15 protein-coding genes are annotated in these 21,354 nt (G+C 69.7%); 6 read left to right on the top strand and 9 right to left on the bottom strand.

The genetic code is table 11. The features are described 5' to 3' along the window. Positions 1 to 6 precede the first annotated feature (6 nt). From mreB to ileS, 7 genes are all read right to left on the bottom strand, one after another. Positions 7 to 1,032 (bottom strand): rod shape-determining protein, encoded by a 1,026-nt coding sequence (gene mreB, locus FBY41_RS13580; protein WP_141844748.1) that lies wholly within the window; start codon positions 1,030 to 1,032, stop codon positions 7 to 9. 209 nt (positions 1,033 to 1,241) lie between these two features. After that, complete coding sequence (ndk, locus tag FBY41_RS13575) at positions 1,242 to 1,664, bottom strand: nucleoside-diphosphate kinase (protein ID WP_141844747.1); 423 nt, start codon at positions 1,662 to 1,664, stop codon at positions 1,242 to 1,244. After that, positions 1,661 to 2,113 (bottom strand): DUF4233 domain-containing protein, encoded by a 453-nt coding sequence (locus tag FBY41_RS13570; RefSeq protein ID WP_141844746.1) that lies wholly within the window; start codon positions 2,111 to 2,113, stop codon positions 1,661 to 1,663. The genes ndk and FBY41_RS13570 overlap by 4 nt, the downstream gene beginning before the upstream one ends. 80 nt (positions 2,114 to 2,193) lie before the next feature. After that, a complete protein-coding gene (locus FBY41_RS13565) occupies positions 2,194 to 2,640 on the bottom strand; it encodes a hypothetical protein (protein WP_141844745.1) in 447 nt (148 codons plus the stop codon). Positions 2,641 to 2,758: 118 nt separating this feature from the next. After that, the gene (locus FBY41_RS13560) at positions 2,759 to 4,150 is read right to left on the bottom strand and encodes a bifunctional folylpolyglutamate synthase/dihydrofolate synthase (RefSeq protein ID WP_141844744.1); all 1,392 of its coding nucleotides are present in this window, start codon (positions 4,148 to 4,150) and stop codon (positions 2,759 to 2,761) included. Then, positions 4,147 to 4,728 carry a GNAT family N-acetyltransferase gene (locus tag FBY41_RS13555; protein ID WP_141844743.1) on the bottom strand — a complete coding sequence of 194 codons (582 nt, stop codon included), beginning with the start codon at positions 4,726 to 4,728 and terminating at the stop codon, positions 4,147 to 4,149. The genes FBY41_RS13560 and FBY41_RS13555 overlap by 4 nt, the downstream gene beginning before the upstream one ends. After that, the gene (gene ileS / locus FBY41_RS13550) at positions 4,725 to 8,042 is read right to left on the bottom strand and encodes an isoleucine--tRNA ligase (RefSeq protein WP_141844742.1); all 3,318 of its coding nucleotides are present in this window, start codon (positions 8,040 to 8,042) and stop codon (positions 4,725 to 4,727) included. Before ileS ends, FBY41_RS13555 begins: the two co-directional genes overlap by 4 nt. Positions 8,043 to 8,301: 259 nt before the next feature. Here ileS and FBY41_RS13545 point away from each other — a divergent pair, with 259 nt between their 5' ends. From FBY41_RS13545 to FBY41_RS13520, 6 genes are all read left to right on the top strand, one after another. Beyond that, entirely contained in the window at positions 8,302 to 9,672 is a 1,371-nt protein-coding gene (locus FBY41_RS13545) for an FAD-binding oxidoreductase (RefSeq protein WP_141844741.1), read from the top strand. Positions 9,673 to 9,709: 37 nt separating this feature from the next. Further along, positions 9,710 to 10,729: a M28 family metallopeptidase gene (locus FBY41_RS13540; protein WP_185749048.1), complete on the top strand. Its 1,020-nt coding sequence runs from the start codon at positions 9,710 to 9,712 to the stop codon at positions 10,727 to 10,729. Positions 10,730 to 10,772: 43 nt separating this feature from the next. Beyond that, positions 10,773 to 11,306 (top strand): NUDIX hydrolase family protein, encoded by a 534-nt coding sequence (locus FBY41_RS13535; protein ID WP_141844740.1) that lies wholly within the window; start codon positions 10,773 to 10,775, stop codon positions 11,304 to 11,306. A gap of 342 nt (positions 11,307 to 11,648) precedes the next feature. Next, a complete protein-coding gene (locus tag FBY41_RS13530) occupies positions 11,649 to 13,400 on the top strand; it encodes a hypothetical protein (RefSeq protein ID WP_141844739.1) in 1,752 nt (583 codons plus the stop codon). A gap of 626 nt (positions 13,401 to 14,026) precedes the next feature. Further along, a complete protein-coding gene (locus tag FBY41_RS13525; RefSeq protein WP_260439758.1) occupies positions 14,027 to 16,351 on the top strand; it encodes a hemagglutinin in 2,325 nt (774 codons plus the stop codon). A 273-nt stretch (positions 16,352 to 16,624) separates the two neighbouring features. Next, positions 16,625 to 17,107 carry a hypothetical protein gene (locus tag FBY41_RS13520; RefSeq protein ID WP_221629276.1) on the top strand — a complete coding sequence of 161 codons (483 nt, stop codon included), beginning with the start codon at positions 16,625 to 16,627 and terminating at the stop codon, positions 17,105 to 17,107. A 189-nt stretch (positions 17,108 to 17,296) separates the two neighbouring features. Here FBY41_RS13520 and FBY41_RS13515 read toward each other — a convergent pair whose 3' ends face one another. Together FBY41_RS13515 and FBY41_RS13510 are read right to left on the bottom strand one after the other, a co-directional pair. Beyond that, complete coding sequence (locus FBY41_RS13515) at positions 17,297 to 19,288, bottom strand: TIGR03960 family B12-binding radical SAM protein (protein ID WP_141844737.1); 1,992 nt, start codon at positions 19,286 to 19,288, stop codon at positions 17,297 to 17,299. 109 nt (positions 19,289 to 19,397) lie between these two features. Continuing rightward, positions 19,398 to 21,263, bottom strand: coding sequence for an AMP-dependent synthetase/ligase (locus tag FBY41_RS13510; RefSeq protein ID WP_141844736.1), 1,866 nt, complete (start codon positions 21,261 to 21,263; stop codon positions 19,398 to 19,400). Between the last annotated feature and the right edge of the window lie 91 nt (positions 21,264 to 21,354).

Below are 21,354 nucleotides of genomic sequence, written 5' to 3'. Positions count from 1 at the left end.
GTCGACCTAGAGCCGGCGGTCTCCGACGAGCACCCGTTCGAGGCTCGCGAAGTCGTCGACGCACCGACCCGCACCGCGGGCGACGGCGCGCAGGGGGTCGTCGGCGACGTGGACGGGCACCCCGAGCTCGTGGCGCATCCGGGCGTCGAGCCCGCGCAGCAGCGCTCCCCCGCCGGTCAGGGTGATGCCCCGGTCGATGATGTCTCCGGCCAGCTCGGGCGGGCAGACGTCGAGCGTCGCGCGCACGAGCTCGATGATCTGGAGCACCGGCCCCTCGATGGCCCGGCGCACCTCGGCCGACCCGACCTCGATCGTCTTGGGCAGGCCGGTGGTGAGGTCGCGCCCCCGCAGCCGGGTCGTCAGCTCCTCGCGCAGCGGGAAGACCGAGCCGACCGCCACCTTGATGTCCTCGGCGCTGCGCTCACCGAGCAGGAGGGAGTATTCGGCCTTGACGTGGCTGATGAGCGCCTCGTCGATCTCGTCGCCGGCCGTGCGCAGCGAGGTGGAGGTGACGATGCCGGCCAGGCTGATGACGGCGACGTCGGTCGTGCCCCCGCCGATGTCGACGACCATGCTCGCCGCCGTCTCGTGGACGGGCAGACCGGCGCCGACGGCCGCGGCCATCGGCTCCTCGACCATGTAGACACGGCGGGCGCCGCACCGGGTCGCCGCGTCCTCGAGGGCCCGCCGCTCGACGCCGGTGACCTCGCTCGGCACGCACAGCACCATCCGGGGGCGCACGAGGCGCGACGGGCGCACCTGGTCGATGAACCATCGCAGCATCCGCTCGGCCTCGTCGGCGTCGGAGACGACCCCGTCGCGCAGGGGTCGCACGGCCCGGATCGTGCCCGGGGCGCGCCCGAGCATCTCCTTGGCCTGCGTGCCTGCGGCCACGAGCCGGCCGGTGCCGACCTCGACCGCGACGACCGAGGGCTCCTCGAGCACGACGCCCCGGCCGCGCACGTGGATGAGGGTGTTGGCGGTGCCCAGGTCGATCGCGAGGTCGCGTCCGAGCGCCGGCCAGGTGGTCATGGCCCGGATTGTGTCGCGGGCGCCGCGCGAGCCCGAGCGCATCGGGCGAGTGTCGCGCATTGTGTGACGGGTGTGACTCGAGTGACGCGACGCCCGGCGTGGCGCGGCGCGTCACCGGACGGCATACCGCGGGCTCACGGGGTCGACGGAGTGCTCTCTCGACTGCGAGCGGGAGGCGAGAGGGGCCCTCGCCGGACTCGGCGGTTGCCTCAGAGCTCGGGGAACCAGATGCCGATCTCGCGCTGCCCGGACTCGTGCGAGTCGGAGCCGTGCACGATGTTCTGCTGCACCGGGGTGCCCCAGTCGCGCCCGAAGTCGCCGCGGATCGTGCCCGGCAGCGCCTCGGTGGGGTTGGTGGCGCCGGCAAGCGAGCGGAAGCCCTTGACGCAGTCCTGGCCCTCGATGACGACGGCGGTGACCGGGCCGGAGCTCATGAAGTCGACGAGCGGCTCGTAGAACGGCTTGCCGACGTGCTCCTCGTAGTGCACGGCGAGCTGCTCGCGGGTCGGCGTCAGCACCGAGAGTGCGACCAGGGTGTAGCCCTTGGCCTCGATGCGACGCAGCACCTCCCCGGAGAGTCCGCGCTTGAATCCGTCGGGCTTGACGAGGACGAGTGAGCGTTCGGTGGTCACTCACCCACCCTATCGGCCGGGCCGTCGACCGACCCACTCCCCTCGGCGGACCCGCTCGCCTCGGCAGCGGCGGCCTCGCGCTCGAGGACCTCGGCGTCGATGCGGGCGCCCTGGATGAGGCAGGTCACCCACATCGTGAGGAAGAAGATGCCGACGACGAGCATGAGCGGCACGACGAGCGCGCTGAGCAGCGTCAGCGCCTGCACCGCCCACCCGAGGGTGATGCCCCAGGGCCGCCGCAGCGTGCCGGCCGCGACGACGGCGAGGGCCGCGAGCCCGATCCCGACGACGAGGTATGCCGTGGGGCTGGCTGCCGTCGCGTCCGTCGCCGCGAGGCCGCGGGCGACGAGGGCACCGAGGGCGATGCAGAGCGCCTCGCCGCCGAGCACGGTGGCGAGCATGCGCCAGGTGAACTTGCCGGTGGTGCCGTAGAAGATGATGCCGCGCATCGGAGGGTCCTCGAGTGCTGGGATGCAGGGGTGCTGGGGGGTGCTGGGGGGTGCTGGGGTGCTGGCCGGTGTCGCTGCGGTCAGTAGTTCTGGGCGGTGTCCCACGTGCGGATGATCGCCTGGGCCTCGCTGCGGCTCGCGCCCGTGGCCTCGGCATAGAGCGCCATGGCGTCCTCGCGCCGACCGGCCCGGACGAGCTCGCTGATGCGCGAGCGCGCCTCGTCGGTGAGCCGCCCCTCGCTCCACGAGGACGCTGCGTCACGCACACCCGGCCCCCGGCCGGGCACGAACCAGTTGTCGATCGCGCTCTTGGCGTCGGTGAGCGCGGCCCCGGTGGCCTCGCGGTAGATCTTGATCGCGTTGATCTTGTGGCCGGCGCTGATCTCGCGGCTCACCTTGGCGCGCACGGCGTCGGTGAGACCGACGAGCTCTCGGTCGGGGTCACGCCGGCCCATGACCCGGCCCCACAGCACGACGACCATGACAACGATCGCGACGATGACGACGAGCTTGACGAAGGGAGGCATGGGCTCAGCCTAGGGGCGGGGCGCAGTGGTCAGCTCTGCCAGGCCGGCCCGGGCAGCGGACGAGGCGGGGGCGGTCGAGGTGGCTGGGGCGGTCGAGGTGTCGATGAGCCACGGCGCGTCAGACCTCCGTCCGACCGAGGAGCATGCGCACCTCGCCGGCCGTGATGACCGAGCCGGTCGCGATGACCCCGCCGCCCATGCCCTCGGCCTCCGCGAGCGTGACGGCCTGCTCGAGGGCATCGGGCAGGTCGCGCACGACGGTCACGCGTGACTCGCCGAAGATCTCGGAGGCGAGCACCCCGAGTCGGTCCGGGGCCATCGCACGGGGGGACGAGCTGCGGGTGATGACGACGTGGTCGAGGGCCGGCTCGAGCACCTCGAGCATGCCGACGGCGTCCTTGTCGGCCACGATCCCGACCAGCCCGACGAGGCGGGTGAAGGTGAAGGCCTCGTCGAGCGCGGCGACGAGCGAGCGCGCACCGTGCGGGTTGTGTGCCGCGTCGACGAGCACGGTCGGCGATCGCCGCACGACCTCGAGGCGCCCGGGCGAGGTCATGCTCGCGCAGGCTGCCGCGAGCACCTCGGCGTCGATGCGCTGCTCCCCGCCACCGAGGAAGGCCTCCACCGCCGCGACGGCAGTCGCGAGGTTGCTCGCCTGGTGCGCCCCGTGGAGCGGGAGGAAGAGGTCGGCATACTCCCCCGCCAGGCCGCGGAGACCGACCTGCTGGCCGCCCAGGGCGACCTCGCGCGTCACGACGCCGAAGTCGTTGCCCTCGAAAACGATCCGGCTGCCGCCGACCTCCTCGACGCGGTCGATGAGCACCCGCGCGACGTCCTCGTCCTGGGCCCCCGAGACGGTGACGGAGTCGGCCTTGATGATGCCGCTCTTCTCCTCGGCGATGGAGACGACGTCGTCGCCGAGCAGGTGCGTGTGGTCGAGGTCGACCGGCGTGACGACGGCGACCTGGGCGTCGATGACGTTGGTGGCATCCCACGACCCCCCGAGGCCGACCTCGACGACGGCGACGTCGACCGGGGCGTCGGCGAACGCGGCGTAGGCGAGTGCGACGAGCACCTCGAAGAAGTTCATCCTGCGGCCGCCCGACTCGAGCGAGCGGGCATCGACGATCTCGATGAGGGGAGCCATCTCGTCGTAGGCGGCGATGAACTTCTCGCGCGGGATCGGCTTGCCCGACAGGGTGATCCGCTCACGGATGTCGTGCAGGTGCGGCGAGGTGAAGCGGCCGGTCGACAGCCCGCTCTCGCGCAGGATCGCGTCGATCATCCGGCTCGTCGAGGTCTTGCCGTTCGTGCCGGTGAGATGGATCGTCGGGTAGGTCCGCTGCGGGTCGCCGGCGAGCTCCATGACCGCGGTGATGCGCTCGAGCGACGGGCCGATGTCGTTCTCGGGAGCGCGGGCGAGGATCTCCTCCTCGATCTCGCGCATCCGCTTCATCTCCTCGAGCGTGCGCGCCGCGTCCTGCTGCGCGGCGTCGGGGCGGCCGCTCACTCCGAGCCCTCCTCGGGCGTCGCGTCGTCGTGGTGCGGCGACGCGATGCGGCGCTCCATCCACACGCTGACGGGCAGGCCCGATCCCCCCGACTCGCGGTGCGTCTCGGTGAAGCCGTGCGCGGTGTAGAAGCGGGCGGCCTGGCGGTTGCCCTCGATGTGCGACAGGACGATGCGGTCGTGCCCGAGCTCGAGAGCCCGGTCGACGACGGCCTTCATGAGGCGCGACCCGATGCCGTGGCCGTGGTGGCCCGGCAGGACGTAGAGCTTCCAGAGGGCGAAGGCGGAGTCCTGCATCCCGAAGGTCGCCACGCCGACGACCTCGCCGTCCTCGACGGCGACGAGGGTGCGGCCCTGACGGATCGAGGTCGTGACGACGTCGGGGGTCCACCACTTCGCGAGGCCCATGGCGACGTACTCCGGCCCGGCGATGGGCTCGTAGGTGGCGAGCCACGTGCGGTGGCCGACCGAGAGCACCCCGGCGAGGTCGTCGCCGCCGGCGAGCCGGATCTCGAGGTCGTCCTCGCTGACGCCGCCGTGGGCGCCACGGGAGTCGTCGGAGGGTCGGGGCGCGGTCATCGCTTCACCACCAGGATCGTTGCGGGCTGGTTGTCGCCGACGACGACGTCGACGGCTCCGGGCAGCACCGGCGCGGCCGGTGTGGACCCGTTGGTGCTGAGGGGTCCCGAGGCGAACTGTGTCGCCAGGGTCTCGCCGACGATGAGGTCGCGGTGGGTGACCGTCGCCTCGAAGACCTCGTCGGACCCCTGGATCGTCAGGCTGATCCGGTCGCTGACGTGCAGGCCGCCATCGCGGCGGGCCTGCTGCACGGCGCGCACGAGGTCGCGGGCCACGCCCTCGGCGGCGAGCTCCGGCGTCACCGTCGTGTCGAGCACGACGAAGCCACCGCCCGGCAGCATCGCCGTGGCGCGGCTGTCGGGTGCTCCGCCGGCAGCACCACCGGCCACGACCGTCTCGAGGGCGTACTCCCCCTCGACGAGCGCGAGCCCGCCCGAGGTGACGACACCGTCGGCCGAGACCGACCAGTCGCCGGACTTGCTGCCCTTGATCGCCTGCTGCACGTCGCGGCCGAGCCGGGGGCCGGCTGCGCGAGCGTTGACGGTGAGGCGCTGCGTGATGCCGAAGTCAGCCTCGCTCGCCGTCGCGAGGTCGACGAGGGTGAGGCGCTTGACGTTGAGCTCGTCCTGGATGATGCCGCGGAAGGGCTCGAGGCTCGCCGGCTCGGGCACGACGAGGGTGAGCTCGCCGAGGGGCAGACGGGCGCGGAGCTTCTGCGCCTTGCGCAGGCTCGAGCCCGTCGAGCAGATCTCACGGGCGCGGTCCATCGCGACGACGAGGGCGTGGTCGGTCGGCAGGTCGGCCGGGTCGGGGTAGTCGGTGAGGTGCACCGAGCGGCCGCCGGTCAGGCCGCGCCAGATCTCCTCGGTGACGAGCGGCAGCAGCGGCGCCGTGGCCCGGGTGACCGTCTCGAGAGCCGTCCACAGGGTGTCGAAGGCGGCGAGCGACTCCTCGCTCTCACCTCCCCAGAAGCGGTCGCGCGAGCGGCGGATGTACCAGTTCGTCAGCACGTCGAGGAAGCCGCGCATCGTGTCGCAGGCGGAGGCGATCTCGTAGTCGTCGAGCTGGTCGCGCATGTCGCCGACGAACTCGCTCAGCTTGGCGAGCAGGTAGCGGTCGAGCACGTCGGTCGAGGTCGTCGACCGCTTGGCCTCGTAGCCCTGCCCACCGCGGGCGGTGTTGGCGTAGAGGGCGAAGAAGGACCAGGCGTTCCACAGCGGGATCATCACCTGGCGCACGCCGTCGCGGATGCCCTGCTCGGTGACGACGAGGTTTCCGCCGCGCAGGATCGGGCTGCTCATGAGGAACCACCGCATGGCATCGGCACCGTCGCGGTCGAAGACCTCGGAGACGTCGGGGTAGTTGCGCAGCGACTTGCTCATCTTCTGGCCGTCGGAGCCGAGGACGATGCCGTGGCTCACGCAGGTCTTGAAGGCGGGTCGGTCGAAGAGCGCGGTCGCGAGCACGTGCAGCGTGTAGAACCAGCCGCGCGTCTGCCCGATGTACTCGACGATGAAGTCGCCCGGGAAGTGGTGCTCGAACCACTCGGCGTTCTCGAAGGGGTAGTGCACCTGGGCGAAGCTCATCGACCCCGAGTCGAACCAGACGTCGAAGACCTCCTCGACGCGGCGCATCGTCGACCGGCCCGTCGGGTCGTCGGGGTTGGGGCGGGTCAGGCTGTCGATGAAGGGCCGGTGCAGGTCGGTCACCTCGACGCCGAAGTCCCGCTCGAGCTCCTCGAACGAGCCGTAGACGTCGAGACGGGGATACTGCGGGTCGTCCGACTTCCACACCGGGATCGGGCTGCCCCAGAAGCGGTTTCGCGAGATCGACCAGTCGCGCGCGTTGGCGAGCCACTTGCCGAACTGGCCGTCACGGATGTGCGACGGCGTCCACTCGATCTCCTGGTTGAGCTCGAGCATGCGGTCCTTGATCTTCGTCACCTCGACGAACCACGACGAGACCGCCATGTAGATGAGCGGCTCGCGGCACCGCCAGCAGTGCGGGTAGCTGTGGTCGTAGGTCTCGCGGCGCAGCAGGACCGTGCCGGCCGTCACCGAGCCCGTGTCGCCCTCGCCGCGGGTCGCCGCCTTGAGGTGGTCGATGATGTGCGCGTTGGCGTCGAAGACGTGCATGCCCTCGTAGTCGGTGACGGGCCAGGTGAAGCGGCCGTCGGGGCCGACCGGCACGACCGGCTCGATGCCGGCCGCGTCGGTGACGATCTTGTCCTCCTCGCCGAAGGCGCCCGCGGTGTGCACGAGTCCCGTGCCGTCCTCGGTCGTGACGAACTCCGCCGGGAAGACGAAGTGCGCGCGCTCGTGCCCCTGGTAGTAGGAGAAGGGCGGCGTGAACGACCGGCCGAGCAGGTCGGCGCCCTTGAGCCGCTGGACGATCCGCTCGTCGAGGGTCGCGGTGTCGACGTCGGGGCCGAAGAGGTCCTTGGCATAGGCGGCGAGACGCGCGGCGCCGATGACGTAGCGCTCGGTCGTGCCCGTGACGTCCGACTCGACGACGACGTAGTCGATGTCGGGGTGGACCATGATGCCGAGGTTGGCCGGCAGGGTCCACGGCGTCGTCGTCCAGACGAGGGCGAGCTCACCGGTCTCGAGGCGCAGGCCGACCGTGACGGCAGGGTCCTGGCGCATCTTGTAGACGTCGTCGTCCATGCGCAGCTCGTGGTTGGACAGCGGCGTCTGGTCGTTCCAGCAGTAGGGCAGCACGCGGAAGCCCTCGTAGACGAGGCCCTTCTCGTGCAGCTGCTTGAAGGCCCAGATGACCGACTCCATGTAGTCGGGCTCGAGCGTCTTGTAGTCGTTGTCGAAGTCGACCCACCGGGCCTGGCGGGTGACGTAGTCGCGCCACTCCCCCGTGTACTTGAGCACCGAGCTGCGGCAGGCGTCGTTGAACGTGTCGATGCCGAGGTCGACGATGTCCTGCTTCGTCTTGAGCCCCAGCTGGCGCTGCGCCTCGAGCTCGGCGGGCAGGCCGTGGGTGTCCCAGCCGAAGCGGCGCTCGACGCGCTTGCCGCGCATCGTCTGGTAGCGCGGCACGATGTCCTTGACGTAGCCGGTGAGGAGGTGTCCGTAGTGCGGCAGGCCGTTGGCGAAGGGCGGCCCGTCGTAGAAGACGAACTCGTTGTCGCCGTCCGTGCCGGCGTCACGGCCCTCGACCGACGCGATGAACGTGCCGTCCTCGTCCCAGTACTTCAGCACCCGCTCCTCGATCTCCGGGAAGCGCGGGTTCGAGGGCACGCCCGCGCGGGTGTTGCCCTCGCCGGTCGTCTCGCCGTTCGTGGTGACCTGGGGATAGGTCATGCTGGTGGTCTCCTGGGTTCGCGTCTGTTGGTCGCTCGTCTGGATCACGAGGACGACGTCTCCTGCCGGAGGTTGCCGCGGTACCACCCCGCTTGCCGCACGCTCCCACCCGGTCGGGCAGACGGCATACGGCCGCTCTTGTCGAAGGCTGTGACGGGCCCACCCGTCCGGGTCTAGTAGGAGCTGTCGCTCTGTTCTTCCGGAGGCTCGCCGCTGATGACGGCTCCAACGCCTGTGGGCGTCAGTCTAGCCTGTCAGCGTGCCCGAACTGCCCGAGCGCCTCGCCCCTCGTGAGGTCACCGACCCCGACGTGCGGCGTTCCTACGCGCTCGACGCGACGGTCGCGCTCGCGCCGCTACCGGACGACTTCACCGTCGTGCGGGCGCGCGACGTGGACGACGTCGTCGCCGTGCTCGAGCACGCACAGGCGACCGGCACCCCCGTCGTGCCGCAGGGTGCGCGCACCTCGCGGGCGGGCGGTGCCACCGCCTCCGACGGCTGCATCGTCCTCAACGTGGAGGGGCTCGACGCGATCCACGAGGTCAACCCGCTCGAGGGGTATGCCGTCGTCGGCCCCGGCGTCGTCAACGCCGCTCTCAAGCAGGCGGCCTCGCGGGAGGGCCTCTTCTACGGGCCCGACCCGGCGTCGTGGGAGACGTGCACGATCGGCGGCAACGTCGCGACGAACGCCGGCGGCCTGTGCTGCGTGAAGTACGGCGTCACCGCCGACTGGGTCAAGGCGCTCCAGGTCGTGCTGCCCGGCGGCGAGATGATGCGCACGGGTCACCGCACGGTGAAGGGAGTGGCGGGCTACGACCTCACCGGCCTCTTCGTCGGGTCCGAGGGGACGCTCGGCGTCGTCACCGAGGTCGTCGTGCGGCTCGCACCCGCGCCCGACCCGGCACTCACGGCGCTCGCGGTCTTCGACTCCCTCGACGCGGCGGTTGCCGGCATCGTCGCGCTGCGGCTCGACCCGCACCGCCCGTGCCTGCTCGAGATCATCGACCGGACGAGCGTGCGGGCCATCCAGGCCTTCGGCGACTTCGGCTTCCCCGACGACTGCGCCGCCGTGCTGCTCGTGCAGTCCGACCGGCCCGGTCACGTCGCCGACGACCTCGCCCGGTATGCCGCCCTGCTGGAGTCCGCGGGCGCCACCGACGTCGCGGTCGCCGCCGACGCGCAGGAGTCGGAGGCCCTGCTCGCGGGTCGCCGGGTCATGAGCACCGCCTTCGAGTCGATGGGCGGTCGCCTCGCCGAGGACGTCTGCGTGCCGGTCGGTCGGCTCGCCGAGTTCGTGCGCGGCATCGAGGCGATCGGCGAGCGCCGCGGCGTCGTCGTGCCGGTGAGCGGCCACGGCGGCGACGGCAACCTCCACCCGTCGATCGTCTATGCCCTCGACGACCCCGACAGCCTCGCCCGGGCGTGGCAGGCCTTCGACGACGTCATCCGGCTCGGGCTCTCGCTCGGGGGCACGATCACCGGCGAGCACGGCGTCGGCTCGGTCAAGGTGCCGTGGCTGGGCCTCGAGCTGGGGGCCGCGGAGCTGGCCCGGCAGCAGCGCCTCAAGGCGGTCTTCGACCCGCTCGGGATCATGAACCCGGGCAAGGTCTTCGCCGCGCCTCCAGAGTGAACGCGAGCGCGCACAGGGTGCCGGGTTAGCGTGGCGAATGGCCCGATCGAGCACCCATCGCCTTGCCGCCACCGGTGTCGCCCTGCTCGTCGCGGCCGGCTGCACCGTTCCTGACGGGGGGTCCGGGCCCACGGCGTCCGATTCGGCGCCCGCTCCCGTCACCTCGTCGCCGTCGTCGTTCGCGTCGACCGCCGGCACGCCCTCGACGACCTCGCTCCCCCAGCCCTCGACGAGCACTGCCCGGCCACGCGCGGACCCGTTCGACAGCGCGACGGCACTGGACGGCATACGGGCGCTGGCGGCGATCGGCCCGCGTGACGCGGCCAGCCCCGCCTACGCACGGGCGGCGGACTGGGTGGTGGGGCAGCTGCGGGCGGCGGGCTACCGCGTGACCCGACAAGCCTTCGAGCTACCGGCCGGGGTGTCGTGGGGCGTGCGGGTGCCGGCCGGGCGACCGGTCAACGTCGTCGCCGACCCGCCCGGCTTCGACCCGGCGCGGCCCCACCTCGTCATCGGCGCCCACCTCGACACGGTGCCGCAGTCGCCCGGGGCCGAGGACAACGCGTCGGGCATCACGACGATGATCGAGCTCGCCCGCATGGTGCGCGAGGAGCCAGTCGCGCTGCCGGTGCGCTTCGTCGCGTTCGGAGCGGAGGAGGCGCGCGGCGGCAACGGCACGAGGTATGCGTTCGGCTCGCGACACTTCGTCGGCTCGCTCGGGGCCGCCGAGCGCCGTGCGGTGCGCGGCATGGTCGCGCTCGACCGGGTGGGGGTGCGCTCGACCACCGTGCCCGTGTGCACAGGTGGGCGCGGGACCGGGAGTCTCGCGGCGGCCATCCGCTCCGCCTCGCGGGCGGCGGGCGTGGCGACGAACGGGTGCACCAACCGAGCGAGCGACCACGTCTCCTTCGAGGCGGCCGGCATACCGGCGGTGCGCATCGGCAGCGTGCCGTATGCGGCGTACCACTCCGCGCGCGACGTGCCGTCGGTCGTCGACCCCCGCCAGCTCGAGCGGGTCGGCGCGACGGTGTGGGCCTGGCTGCGGTCGCTGCGCTGAGACCGAGGGCGGGTGCGGCCACGGGGTTTGGCAGGATGAGGCCATGACGGAAGTGGAGACGACCGGAGCGTGGCTGAGCCGCGAGGACCTCGACAACGCGCGCGAGCGCCTGCCGATCCTCTACGTCCACGCGATCCCCGTGCGCGCCGACGACAAGGGCGTCGTCACGCACATCGGTCTGCTGCTGCGCGCCGACAGCGACGGCGGCATCGGCCAAGAGGTCGTCGGCGGTCGCGTGCTCTACCACGAGAAGGTCCGCGACGCGCTCATGCGCCACATCGAGACCGACCTCGGCCCGGTGGCTCTGCCGCGAATCCCCTTGTCGCCACAGCCTTTCACGGTTGCCGAGTTCTTCCCGACGCCCGGGGTCACCCCCTTCCACGACCCGCGCCAGCACGCCGTCTCGCTCGCCTTCGTCGTCACCGTCATGGGCGACTGCCGGCCGCAGAAGGACGCCCTCGACCTGTCGTGGGTCACTCCCGAGGAGGCGGCCACGATCGCTTCCGGTCCGGAGATGTCCGGTTCGCACGGAGTGCTCGTGCGACAGGCCTTGGCACACGTCGGATATCCCGTCTAAGTCGGTTGATCGGGGCACTTCTCCTGATCAAGTAGCGGATCGCTTGATATCTTCCGGGAGTTTTCCTGCCATAGCGGACGACTTTGTGTGATCCACGTCGCATTCCGACAGGTCGTCCTACCGTAAAACGTGGACGTGAGTGGGCCCTGAGGGGCGACCACTCGGGGGACGCGGGCCGGGGGCTCGACGCGATCGTGCCGTCTTCGTCGACGCACATCCTCCAACGGTGCGGGGGCCGACAACCGCTCAGGTATGGAGACATTCATGACTGTTTCATGGCTCATGTCTCGGGGGAAGCCCACGTTAGGGCAACACACACAAACATCCGCACGACGTCGACTGATGGCTGGCCTCGCGACCCTGGGGCTGCTGCTGGGTGGCACGCTCCTTGCAGGAAGCACGGCTCTCGCCGTCAACGCCACCGGGGCTTTCGAGCTCGACGGGAACGCGAACAACCAAGCCGCGGCCGGCGACGACTGGGACAACGTCTGCTACCAGGTCGCCATCAACGACGGCAAGACCGCAGTCGAGGCTCAGGCCCTCTGCGGCACGTCAGCCGGCACGACCGCGACCGCTACGGTCAAGTCCACGGCCGTGTCCTGGGTGGCCGAGACCGACCCGAGCGCCACGATCTTCACCGGCGGCGGCTCCAAGGATCCTCAGGATCCAGGCGACAGCTGGGCGTGGAAGAACGCCGGCGGGCTTCCCGACAAGGACAACCTGCTGCACGGCTTTGCCGCTCGCTACTCGGTCGAGCCGAACGCCACCACCTGTCCGGCCGGCACGTTCCCGTCGTGTGAGGTCATCTTCTTCGGCTCCGACCGTTACGCCAACGACGGGGATGCCGTGCAAGGCTTCTGGTTCTTCCAGAACAAGATCGAGCTGGGTGACGTGAGTCGTGGCGGCGGCTTCGCCTTCACCGGACACCACAAGAACGGTGACCTTCTCGTCATCAGCGACTTCAGCAACGGCGGCGATGTCTCGACGATCGTCGTTCACCAGTGGGACGACACCTGTCTGGCGGCGGCGAACAACAACCCGCAGCCCGGCCAGTGCTCGGCAGAGAACCTGAGACTGCGAGCCAGCTCCGCAGCCGCCAACTGCGCGACCTCGGCGTCGACGGCCCAGTTCTGCGGCATCGTCAACCCCAACACGATCACGATGCCGTGGCCGTTCCTCGACAAGAAGGGCACGCCAGACAACGGCGCTCTCAACGGCGAGTTCTTCGAGGGGGGCATCAACCTCAGCACCCTCGGCCTCGGCGGTGAGTGCTTCGCCAGTGTCGCGTCGGAGACGCGCTCGTCGACCTCCCCCACCGCGACGCTGAAGGACTTCATCCTCGACAACTTCGGTGAGTGTGGCGCAACGCTGTCCACCCAGGTGTCCAACGCGGGACCGGTCATTCCGGGCACGGCCGTCTACGACACCCTCACCGTCACGAGCACGAACCCGAACGTCACTCCCTCCGGCACCGTTTCCTGGTACCTCTGCGCGATGACGACCGCGACTGGCGCGTGCGACGGCACGACCAACGTGGGCAGCCCGATCGGCACACCACCGGCGAACCAGACGACGCTCGGCGGTTCGGGTGGCATCGCCACGACGCAGTCGCCGAATGTGAACACCGGCACGGGCCTGGCACCGGGTCGCTACTGCTTCCGGGCGGAGTGGCCGGGCGACACGAACTTCACGGCCGGACCGTACAAGGAATTCGGCGGCGCCAACGGCACCAACGAGTGCTTCACCGTGAAGGACACGTCAAGCATCACGACGGACCAGAAGTGGCTACCGCAGGACACCGCGACAGTGGTCACTGCGGGTGGCACTGCGGTCAGCGGAACCGTCGTGTTCAGCCTCTACGAGAACGGGACGTGCGCCGGCACGCCTGCGACGACGTTCACCGACACCACAGTGGCCACCGGTGGGAAGTTCGAGACGAACAACTCGACCTACTACACGACGTCCAAGACGATTTCGTGGTCTGCGGTCTTCACACCGACCGACACGACCGCCGTCGTCGGATCGACCACCACGAGGTGCGAACAGTCCGTTCTCACCATCGACAACTCCGCGGGCCCGTTCCCGCCGGCATGATCAACTGACGGACGATCCTCGCCGAACGAGGCCCCCGGCACCTGTGCCGGGGGCTTCGTTACAGGCTCACACGATCTGAGGTGACGGGAGGTCGCTCGCTCGTGGGTCTGGTGGCGAGGCATCGGGAGCGGCTGACGCGGCCTGCATCGATTTCGCGTCTATGTCCACCTTGACGCCCTTTTTCCTGAAGGCCCGGGTCCTCACCCACGTTCCTTCGGAGATTACAGGAAGAAACGGACGACATTTTGTGATCCTCATCGCGAGACGTCAGGTCGTTCTACCGTCGCAGAAGGACGTGGGTGGGCGCTGAGGGGGCGACCACTCGGGGGTTTCGAGCCGGGGGGCTCGTCGTGATCGTGCTGTCATCGCCGACGCACATCCTCCAACGGTGCGGGGGCCGACATCGCCGAACAATTGGAGACGCACACATGCATCGTTCATGGAACGTGTCTTGGGGGAAAAAATCGTCTGGGCGCAGGACACGAACGCGTGGCCTGACCCGCAAGCGCTCCGCAGTGCTCCTGGCCGTGGTAGCCCTTCCACTCGCCACGCTCGTAGCGCCGAACGCCTTCGCAGGCACCGTCCCGCCCTTCACCATCGGTGATGAGGCACCCGGGCCAACAGTAGTGATCAACATCCCAGGCGACGACGCGACTGGGCTCAACGCCTCGAACCCGGACGATCCAGAGGGCAACGTCAAGGAGCTGGGCCCGCTCAACTCGAACACGACCAAGATCGGCGTGATCCACAACGACGCGCCACCCACCCTGGACAAGACGAACCCCAACGGCCAGGTCGACCTCCGACAGGCCTGGATCAACACCAAGAACGACGGCCCAAATGGAACAGGCGGCGACGACTGGATCTACTTCGCGTGGGAGCGCGATGCCAACACCGGCAGCGGCTTCATCGCCTATGAGTTCATGCAGAAGGCAGCACCGACTGTGTGTGGCACGTACGACCCCAACAGCGCGACAGTGCTGGGCCAGTGCAACCCATGGGCCAACCGCGACGGCGACACCGACGACACCGGCGCCCCCGGACCTGACGGTGGCGACGGCGCGGACGTCGGCGACTTCTTCATCCTGTGGGACCAGCAGGGCGGCAGCAAAGACCTCTTCTACCGCAAGTGGCTCGGCACCGCTCCGAACCTGACCCTTTCGGCACCTCTGCTGCTCGACACGAACGTTTCGCGCGCCGACTACAGCGTCGATGGGTTCCGGGGAGAGGCAGCCATCAACGTCACGGACATCGTCTTCGGTGGCCAGGCGACGTGCCTCGCCTTCGCGAACATCATCCCGAGCACCGTGACGGGCAACTCCGACACCGCCGACTACAAGGACACCATCCTGCAGCCCGGCGTCGACCTGTCGAACTGCGGCACGACGACGACCACGACGCCGCGTGACTCTGCGGGGGCAGCCATCCCGGCGGACGGCATCTCGATCACCCAGAACGGTGTCGTCGAGGTCAAGGACCGCGCCGTGATCGCACTCACGGGTGCTGCCAGCGGCACCGTGGGCGGGACGATCGACTTCACCCTCTGTCGCGCGAACGACTCCGCCGCCGGCCCAGGTGGAACCCCTGCGGCCACGAGTGCCTGCGACACGACCGATCCCAAGTCACTGCTGGTCGACAACGACAAGACCGTCGTGGACGAGGACGGTGTCGCCGGCTTCCCGGTGACGGTCACCTCCTCCAGCGCATGGGTGACGGCAGCGGGCAGGTACTGCTGGAAGGCCGTCTACAGCGGCAACGAGACAGCGGGCTACACCGGCTCGAGCGACGAGTCGGTGGGTGAGTGCTTCGTGATCAAGCCCGTCACGCCGTCCGTCACGACCACGGCGAGCGACGACGTGACGGTCGGTCAGACACTGAGTGACACGGCCACCGTGACCGGTCTTGCCCCCAAGCCGACCACGGCCGTGATCCACAACAGCTCGTCCGTTGGCACCCGTGCGCCGGCCTCGGGAACCGTGACCTTCGAGCTCTACGGACCAGGCTCCTGCGCGACCAAGGTGCACGGCCCGGTCAACGGTTCCATCAACACCTCCGGTGTTGCCACCACGCCGAACCCGCAGTACGTCGCGACCGAGCCCGGCACCTACAGCTGGAAGGCCACGTTCAACGGCGACAACCCGAACAACACGGCCAGCGCCACGCACAACACGGCGTGCGACCAGGGGCTCGAAGACGTCGTCGTCAGCAAGAAGCAGCCGACCATCAGCACTGCTGCCACGACGACGGCGGTTCTGGGCTCGACGATCACGGACAAGGCAACGGTGGCGGGCGGCTACTTCCCCGCTGACAGCCCGTACTCCCCCGGAACCGTGACGTTCAAGCTCTACGGGCCGTTCGGCCCTGACGACGTCATCGACGAGAACTCCTGCGTCGACTCCGGTGACGGTGCGAACCTGATCGCGGCTGGCGGGAGCACGGTGAACGCCACCGTCGTCGCCGGTTCGACGACGTCGGTCGAGGCCTCGGCCACTCCGTACGCGCCGAATGCTCCTGGCACGTACCTCTGGGTCGCCTCGTACAGTGGCAACGGGCAGAACCTGCCGGTCTCCGGCACCTGCGCCGACGCCAACGAGGCGAGCATCATCACGAGGGCCCCGGCTGACATCGCCACGGCCCAGTCCTTCTACCCGCAGGACTCGGTGACCGTCTCGGCCACTGTCGGTGGCACCCCGACCGGCACCGTCGTGTTCAAGCTCTTCGGCCCGGATGCCGCCAACTGCTCCGGTACCGCGGCCTGGACCTCGCCGGAGATCACCCTCAACGCCGGTCAGGCAGCGACGAACAACCAGACGTTCGTCATCAACGCGGCCAATGCCGGCGCGTACCACTGGCTCGTCAGCTACAGCGGCGACGCATCGCACCTGCCCAACCCGGGTGTCTGCAAGGACGAGACGTCTTCAGTCTCGATCAACAACAACGCCATCCCGTGAGCTGAGTCATCGACCTGATCGCGGCCCGGCCGGCGGGGCGGCCGGGCGCGACGGGTAGGTCGACAACGAGCACCACCAAGGGACCGTGACCGGTTCGGGGCCTGTGTCCCGGGCCGGTCACGGTTCTTTCCGGGCATATGCCACCACTTCCGCGGCGGGTGTATCGGGGGCACTCCAGCCGCCTCCTTCAACGCGGCGCGGCCGACCAGGGCCGCGGTCGTCACAGCCCGGATCGGGGGTCGGGCACCTCCACCCAGGGAAAGAAGTATCAGCATGAAGGTCATCAAGTCAGTACTCGTCGCGATGATTGCATTCGTCGCCGCCCTCGTCATGGCAAGCCCGGCCTCCGCCGTCGCCGCCAAGTTCTTCAGCGTGAACTCGAGCGTCAACAGCGGCGGTTCGCTCGTCGTCTCGTTCGACGAGCGCGGCCTCGGCAACGGCAACATCGACTACACCCTCACCGCGGACGCATCGGCGGTCTACGCGTGCATCAACGGCGGCGGGAACCACCCCAAGGCCGCCAACAAGGAGACCGTCAACGGCGACGTCTCGGCTGCCGGCAGCTTCGAGTCGAAGAACGGCCGCGTCCAGGCCAGCCTCTCCGCCGGCCCGATCGACGCCGGTGGCTTCAGCTGCCCGAGCGGCCAGCGGCTCGTCCTCGCCTCGGTCTCGTACTGGAACATCGTCCTCACCGACACGACGAACGGCACCACTGTCTCGGTGCCCAACGCGTCGCGCGTCTTCTTCGCCGTCTAGGACGGTTCGGCGGCCGCGACACATCGTGCGTCTGGCACCCTCGGGGCCTCGAGGGGTGTCAGACGGACAACCAGTCGTGCGGCTGACACCCCTTCCATCTGAGAGGTGTCAGCCGCACGACCACGTATGCCGTCCGCACCCCTCCCAGCCGAGAGGTGCCGACCGCGCAGCGACGTCTCGCGCCGCCCCTCAGTGCTGGTGCTCGAGCAGCTCCTGGCGACCCGAGCCCAGCACGGTGAGTGGAAGCAAGGTCTTGCCGGTCGGCCCGATCTCGATCTCGGTGCCCATCTGGGGGCACACCCCGCAGTCGAAGCACGGGGTCCAGCGGCAGTCGTCGACCTCGGTCTCGTCGAGCGCGTCCTGCCAGTCCTCCCAGAGCCAGTCCTTGTCGAGACCCGAGTCGAGGTGGTCCCACGGGAGCACCTCGTTCTGCTCGCGCTCGCGCGTCGTGAACCACGCGACGTCGACCGGCTCGTCGGCGAGCGCCTCTTCGGCGCAGCGCATCCACCGCTCGTAGGAGAAGTGCTCGCTCCAGCCGTCGAAGCGACCACCGTCTCTCCACACCGCCTCGATGACCTTGCCGACGCGGCGGTCACCGCGCGAGAGCAGGCCCTCGACCACGCCCGGCTGGCCGTCGTGGTAGCGGAACCCGATCGAGGAGCCGTAGCGCCGGTCCGACCGGATGGCCTCGCGCAGCTTCGCCAGGCGCGCGTCGGTCTCCTCGGCGCCGAGCTGCGCGGCCCACTGGAACGGGGTGTGCGGCTTGGGCACGAAGCCCCCGATCGACACCGTGCACCGGATGTCACGACGGCCGGACACCTGCCGGCCCGTCTCGATGACCCGCTTGGCCAGCTCGGCGATCTGCAGGACGTCCTCGTCGGTCTCGGTCGGCAGGCCGCACATGAAGTAGAGCTTGACCTGCCGCCAGCCCGCGCCGTATGCCGCCGCCACCGTGCTGATGAGGTCGTCCTCCGAGACCATCTTGTTGATGACCTTGCGGATGCGCTCGGAGCCGCCCTCCGGGGCGAACGTCAGGCCGGACCGACGACCGTTGCGGGTCAGCTCGTTGGCGAGGTCGATGTTGAAGGCGTCGACGCGGGTCGACGGCAGCGAGAGCCCCGTCTGCGTGCCCTCGTAGCGGTCGGCGAGCCCCTTGGTGACCTCGGCGATCTCGGAGTGGTCGGCCGAGCTCAGTGACAGCAGCCCGACTTCCTCGAAGCCGGTGGCCGCCAAGCCACGCTCGACCATCTCGCCGATGCCGGTGATCGACCGCTCCCGCACGGGGCGGGTGATCATGCCCGCCTGGCAGAAGCGGCAGCCGCGGGTGCACCCACGGAAGATCTCGACCGACATGCGCTCGTGCACCGACTCGGCCACCGGGACGAGGGGCTGCTTGGGGTAGGGCCACGCGTCGAGGTCCATGACCGTGTGCTTGGCGACGCGCCACGGCACCCCCGGGGCGTCGGCAGCCGGAGCCACGCGCTTGATGCGGCCGTCGGGGAGGTAGGAGACCTCGTAGAACGCCGGCACGTAGACGCCGCCAGTGCGAGCGAGCCGGAGCAGCACCTCGCGGCGACCACCGGGACGACCGGCGGCCTTCCACTCCCCCACGATGTCGGTGATGGCGTGCACCGCCTGCTCACCGTCTCCAATAACCGCTGCGTCGATGAAGGCGGAGATGGGCTCGGGGTTGAAGGCCGCGTGGCCACCCGCGATGACGATGGGGTCATCGAGACCGCGGTCGGCAGCGTGGAGCGGGATGCCGGCGAGGTCGAGGGCGTTCAGCATGTTCGTGTAGCCGAGCTCCGTCGAGAACGAGAGCCCGAAGAGGTCGAAGTCGCGCACAGCGCGGTGGCCGTCGACGGTGAACTGCGGAAGGCCCGCGGACCGCAGCTGGGCCTCCATGTCGGGCCACACGGCATACGTGCGCTCGGCGAGAGCATCCTCACGCTCGTTGAGGACCTCGTAGAGGATCATGACGCCCTGGTTGGGCACGCCCACCTCGTAGGCGTCGGGATACATCAGGGCCCACCGCGTGGTCAGCTCCTCGCCGGCGGGGCCGCGGCCACCGACGTGCCAGTCCTTGACGGTGGAGTTCAGCTCGCCGCCGACGTACTGGATGGGCTTGTTGACCCGCTCCAGCAGCGGCTCGAGGTCGGCCCACAGGGATTCACCAGGCATCCGACCATGTTACGTGCTGCGTGGAGTGCTCACTTTCGCGCACTTTCCGGGGCCGGTCAGCCTCGCCGGCACGCGCGAAAGTGAGCACTCGACCTGAGGTCAGTCGGCCTCAGGAGCCTTCGGCGTACATCGCCTCGATCTCCGAGAGGTGCTTCTCGGTGACCGCGCGGCGTCGCAGCTTCATGCTCGGGGTCAGGTCGCCCTCCTCGATCGTGAGGTCCTTCTCGAGGATGGTGAACTTCTTGATCGTCTCCCAGCGGTTGAGGCTCGCGTTGAGCTGGTCGACGTAGCCCTGGACGAGCGCGCGCGCCTGCGGCGAGGAGACGATCTCGCTGTAGGACTTGCCCGCGAGGCCCTCCGTCGCCGCCCACATCGTGATCGCGTCGGGGTCGAGCGTGACGAGCGCGGTCGCGTAGTTGTGGCCGGCCCCGTGCACGAGGAACTGGCTGACGAACGGGCACATGCCCTTGAAGCGGGCCTCGATCTCGGCCGGTGCGATGTACTTGCCGCCCGAGGTCTTGAAGAGGTCCTTCTTGCGGTCGGTGACGAAGAGGTAGCCGCGCTCGTCGATGCGTCCGATGTCGCCGGTGTGGAACCAGCCGTCCTCGTCGAGCACCTCCGCGGTCGCCTCGGGGTTGTTGTGGTAGCCGCGCATGACGCCGGGGCCCCGCACGAGGATCTCGCCGTCCTCCTCGGCGATGCGCACCTCGGTGCCGGGCATCGGCCACCCGACCGAGCCGTACTGGTAGGAGCCGTGCTCCGGGGTGTTGACGGTGGTGCCGGACGACGTCTCGGTGAGCCCGTAGCCCTCCTGGACGAGCAGACCGACGGAGCCGAACCAGCGCGCCACGTCGGCGTTGAGCGGGGCCGAGCCGCTGATCATGAAGCGGACCCGGCCGCCGAAGCGCTCCTGCACCTTCTGGAGCACGAGCTTGTCGGCGATCCCGTGCTTGCGCGCCAGCACGGCCGACGGCTGCTCACCCCGGGCGAGGACGTCGCGCATCTCACCACCGACCGACAGGGCCCAGTCAATGAGCTTCTTCTTCAGGCCCTTCTCCTGCGCGAACATCAGCGCGACGCGGCCGCGCGCCTTCTCGAAGATGCGCGGCGGCCCCGCCATGAAGGTGGGCTTGATGACGGCCATGTGGTCGACGATCTTCTCCACCCGCCCGTCGACGGCGGTCGGGAAGCCGATCTGCAGGCCCGTCGCGACGAGCATCTTGCCGAAGACGTGCGAGAGGGGCAGCCAGAGGAACTGCAGGTCGTCCTTGCCGAGCGTGCCCATCGCCTCGATGACGGCGCCTTCGTAGACGACGCTGTCCTGCACGAGGCGCACGCCCTTGGGCCGTCCGGTCGTGCCCGAGGTGTAGATGACGACCGCGAGGCTCTCGGGCCCGAGCTGGTCGACGCGCGAGGTGACGAGGTCCGGGGTCGCGCTCAGCCACTCCCGGCCCTTGGCGGCGAGCTCGTCGGTCGTGATGACCCAGCCGTCCTCGCTGCCCTCGCCGGTGAGGTTGATGACGTGCTGCACGCCGGGGATCTCGCTGCGCACGGCCTGCAGCTTGGCGACCTGCTCGGCGTTCTCGGCGAAGACGATGGAGCTGCCCGAGTCGGTGAGGATGTAGGCGACGTCCTCGGCGATCGTCGTCGGGTAGACGGTCGTCGTCGCGCCACCGGCGCAGATGATGGCGAGGTCGGCGAGGATCCACTCGACACGCGTCGTCGAGGCGATGGCGACCCGGTCCTCGAGCTGGACGCCGAGGGCGATGAGCCCGGCGGCCCACTCCGTGACGATCGCGTCCGTCTCGCGCCACGTGAGGGTCGTGAGCTCGGTCGAGTCACCCGTGAAATAGAGGTATGCCGGTGTGTCCGGAGTCGCCTCGACGCGCTGGCGGAAGAGCGCTCCGACGCTCGGGGCGCGCTGGTCGAGGATCGACTCGTCGACGGTTCGGTCGGCGAGGGAGATCAGGGGCATGCGGACTCCTTTGTCGCTGCGGCACCCGTCATCGGCGTCTGCGGGCGCCGCCACATGCCCGGATGATGCCAAACGAACGGGCGCACGTCAC

Source organism: Humibacillus xanthopallidus (assembly GCF_006716675.1).
GTDB lineage: Bacteria > Actinomycetota > Actinomycetes > Actinomycetales > Dermatophilaceae > Humibacillus > Humibacillus xanthopallidus_B.
Note: the sequence above shows the minus strand (reverse complement) of the source record. Positions and strands in the feature narration are given on the sequence as shown.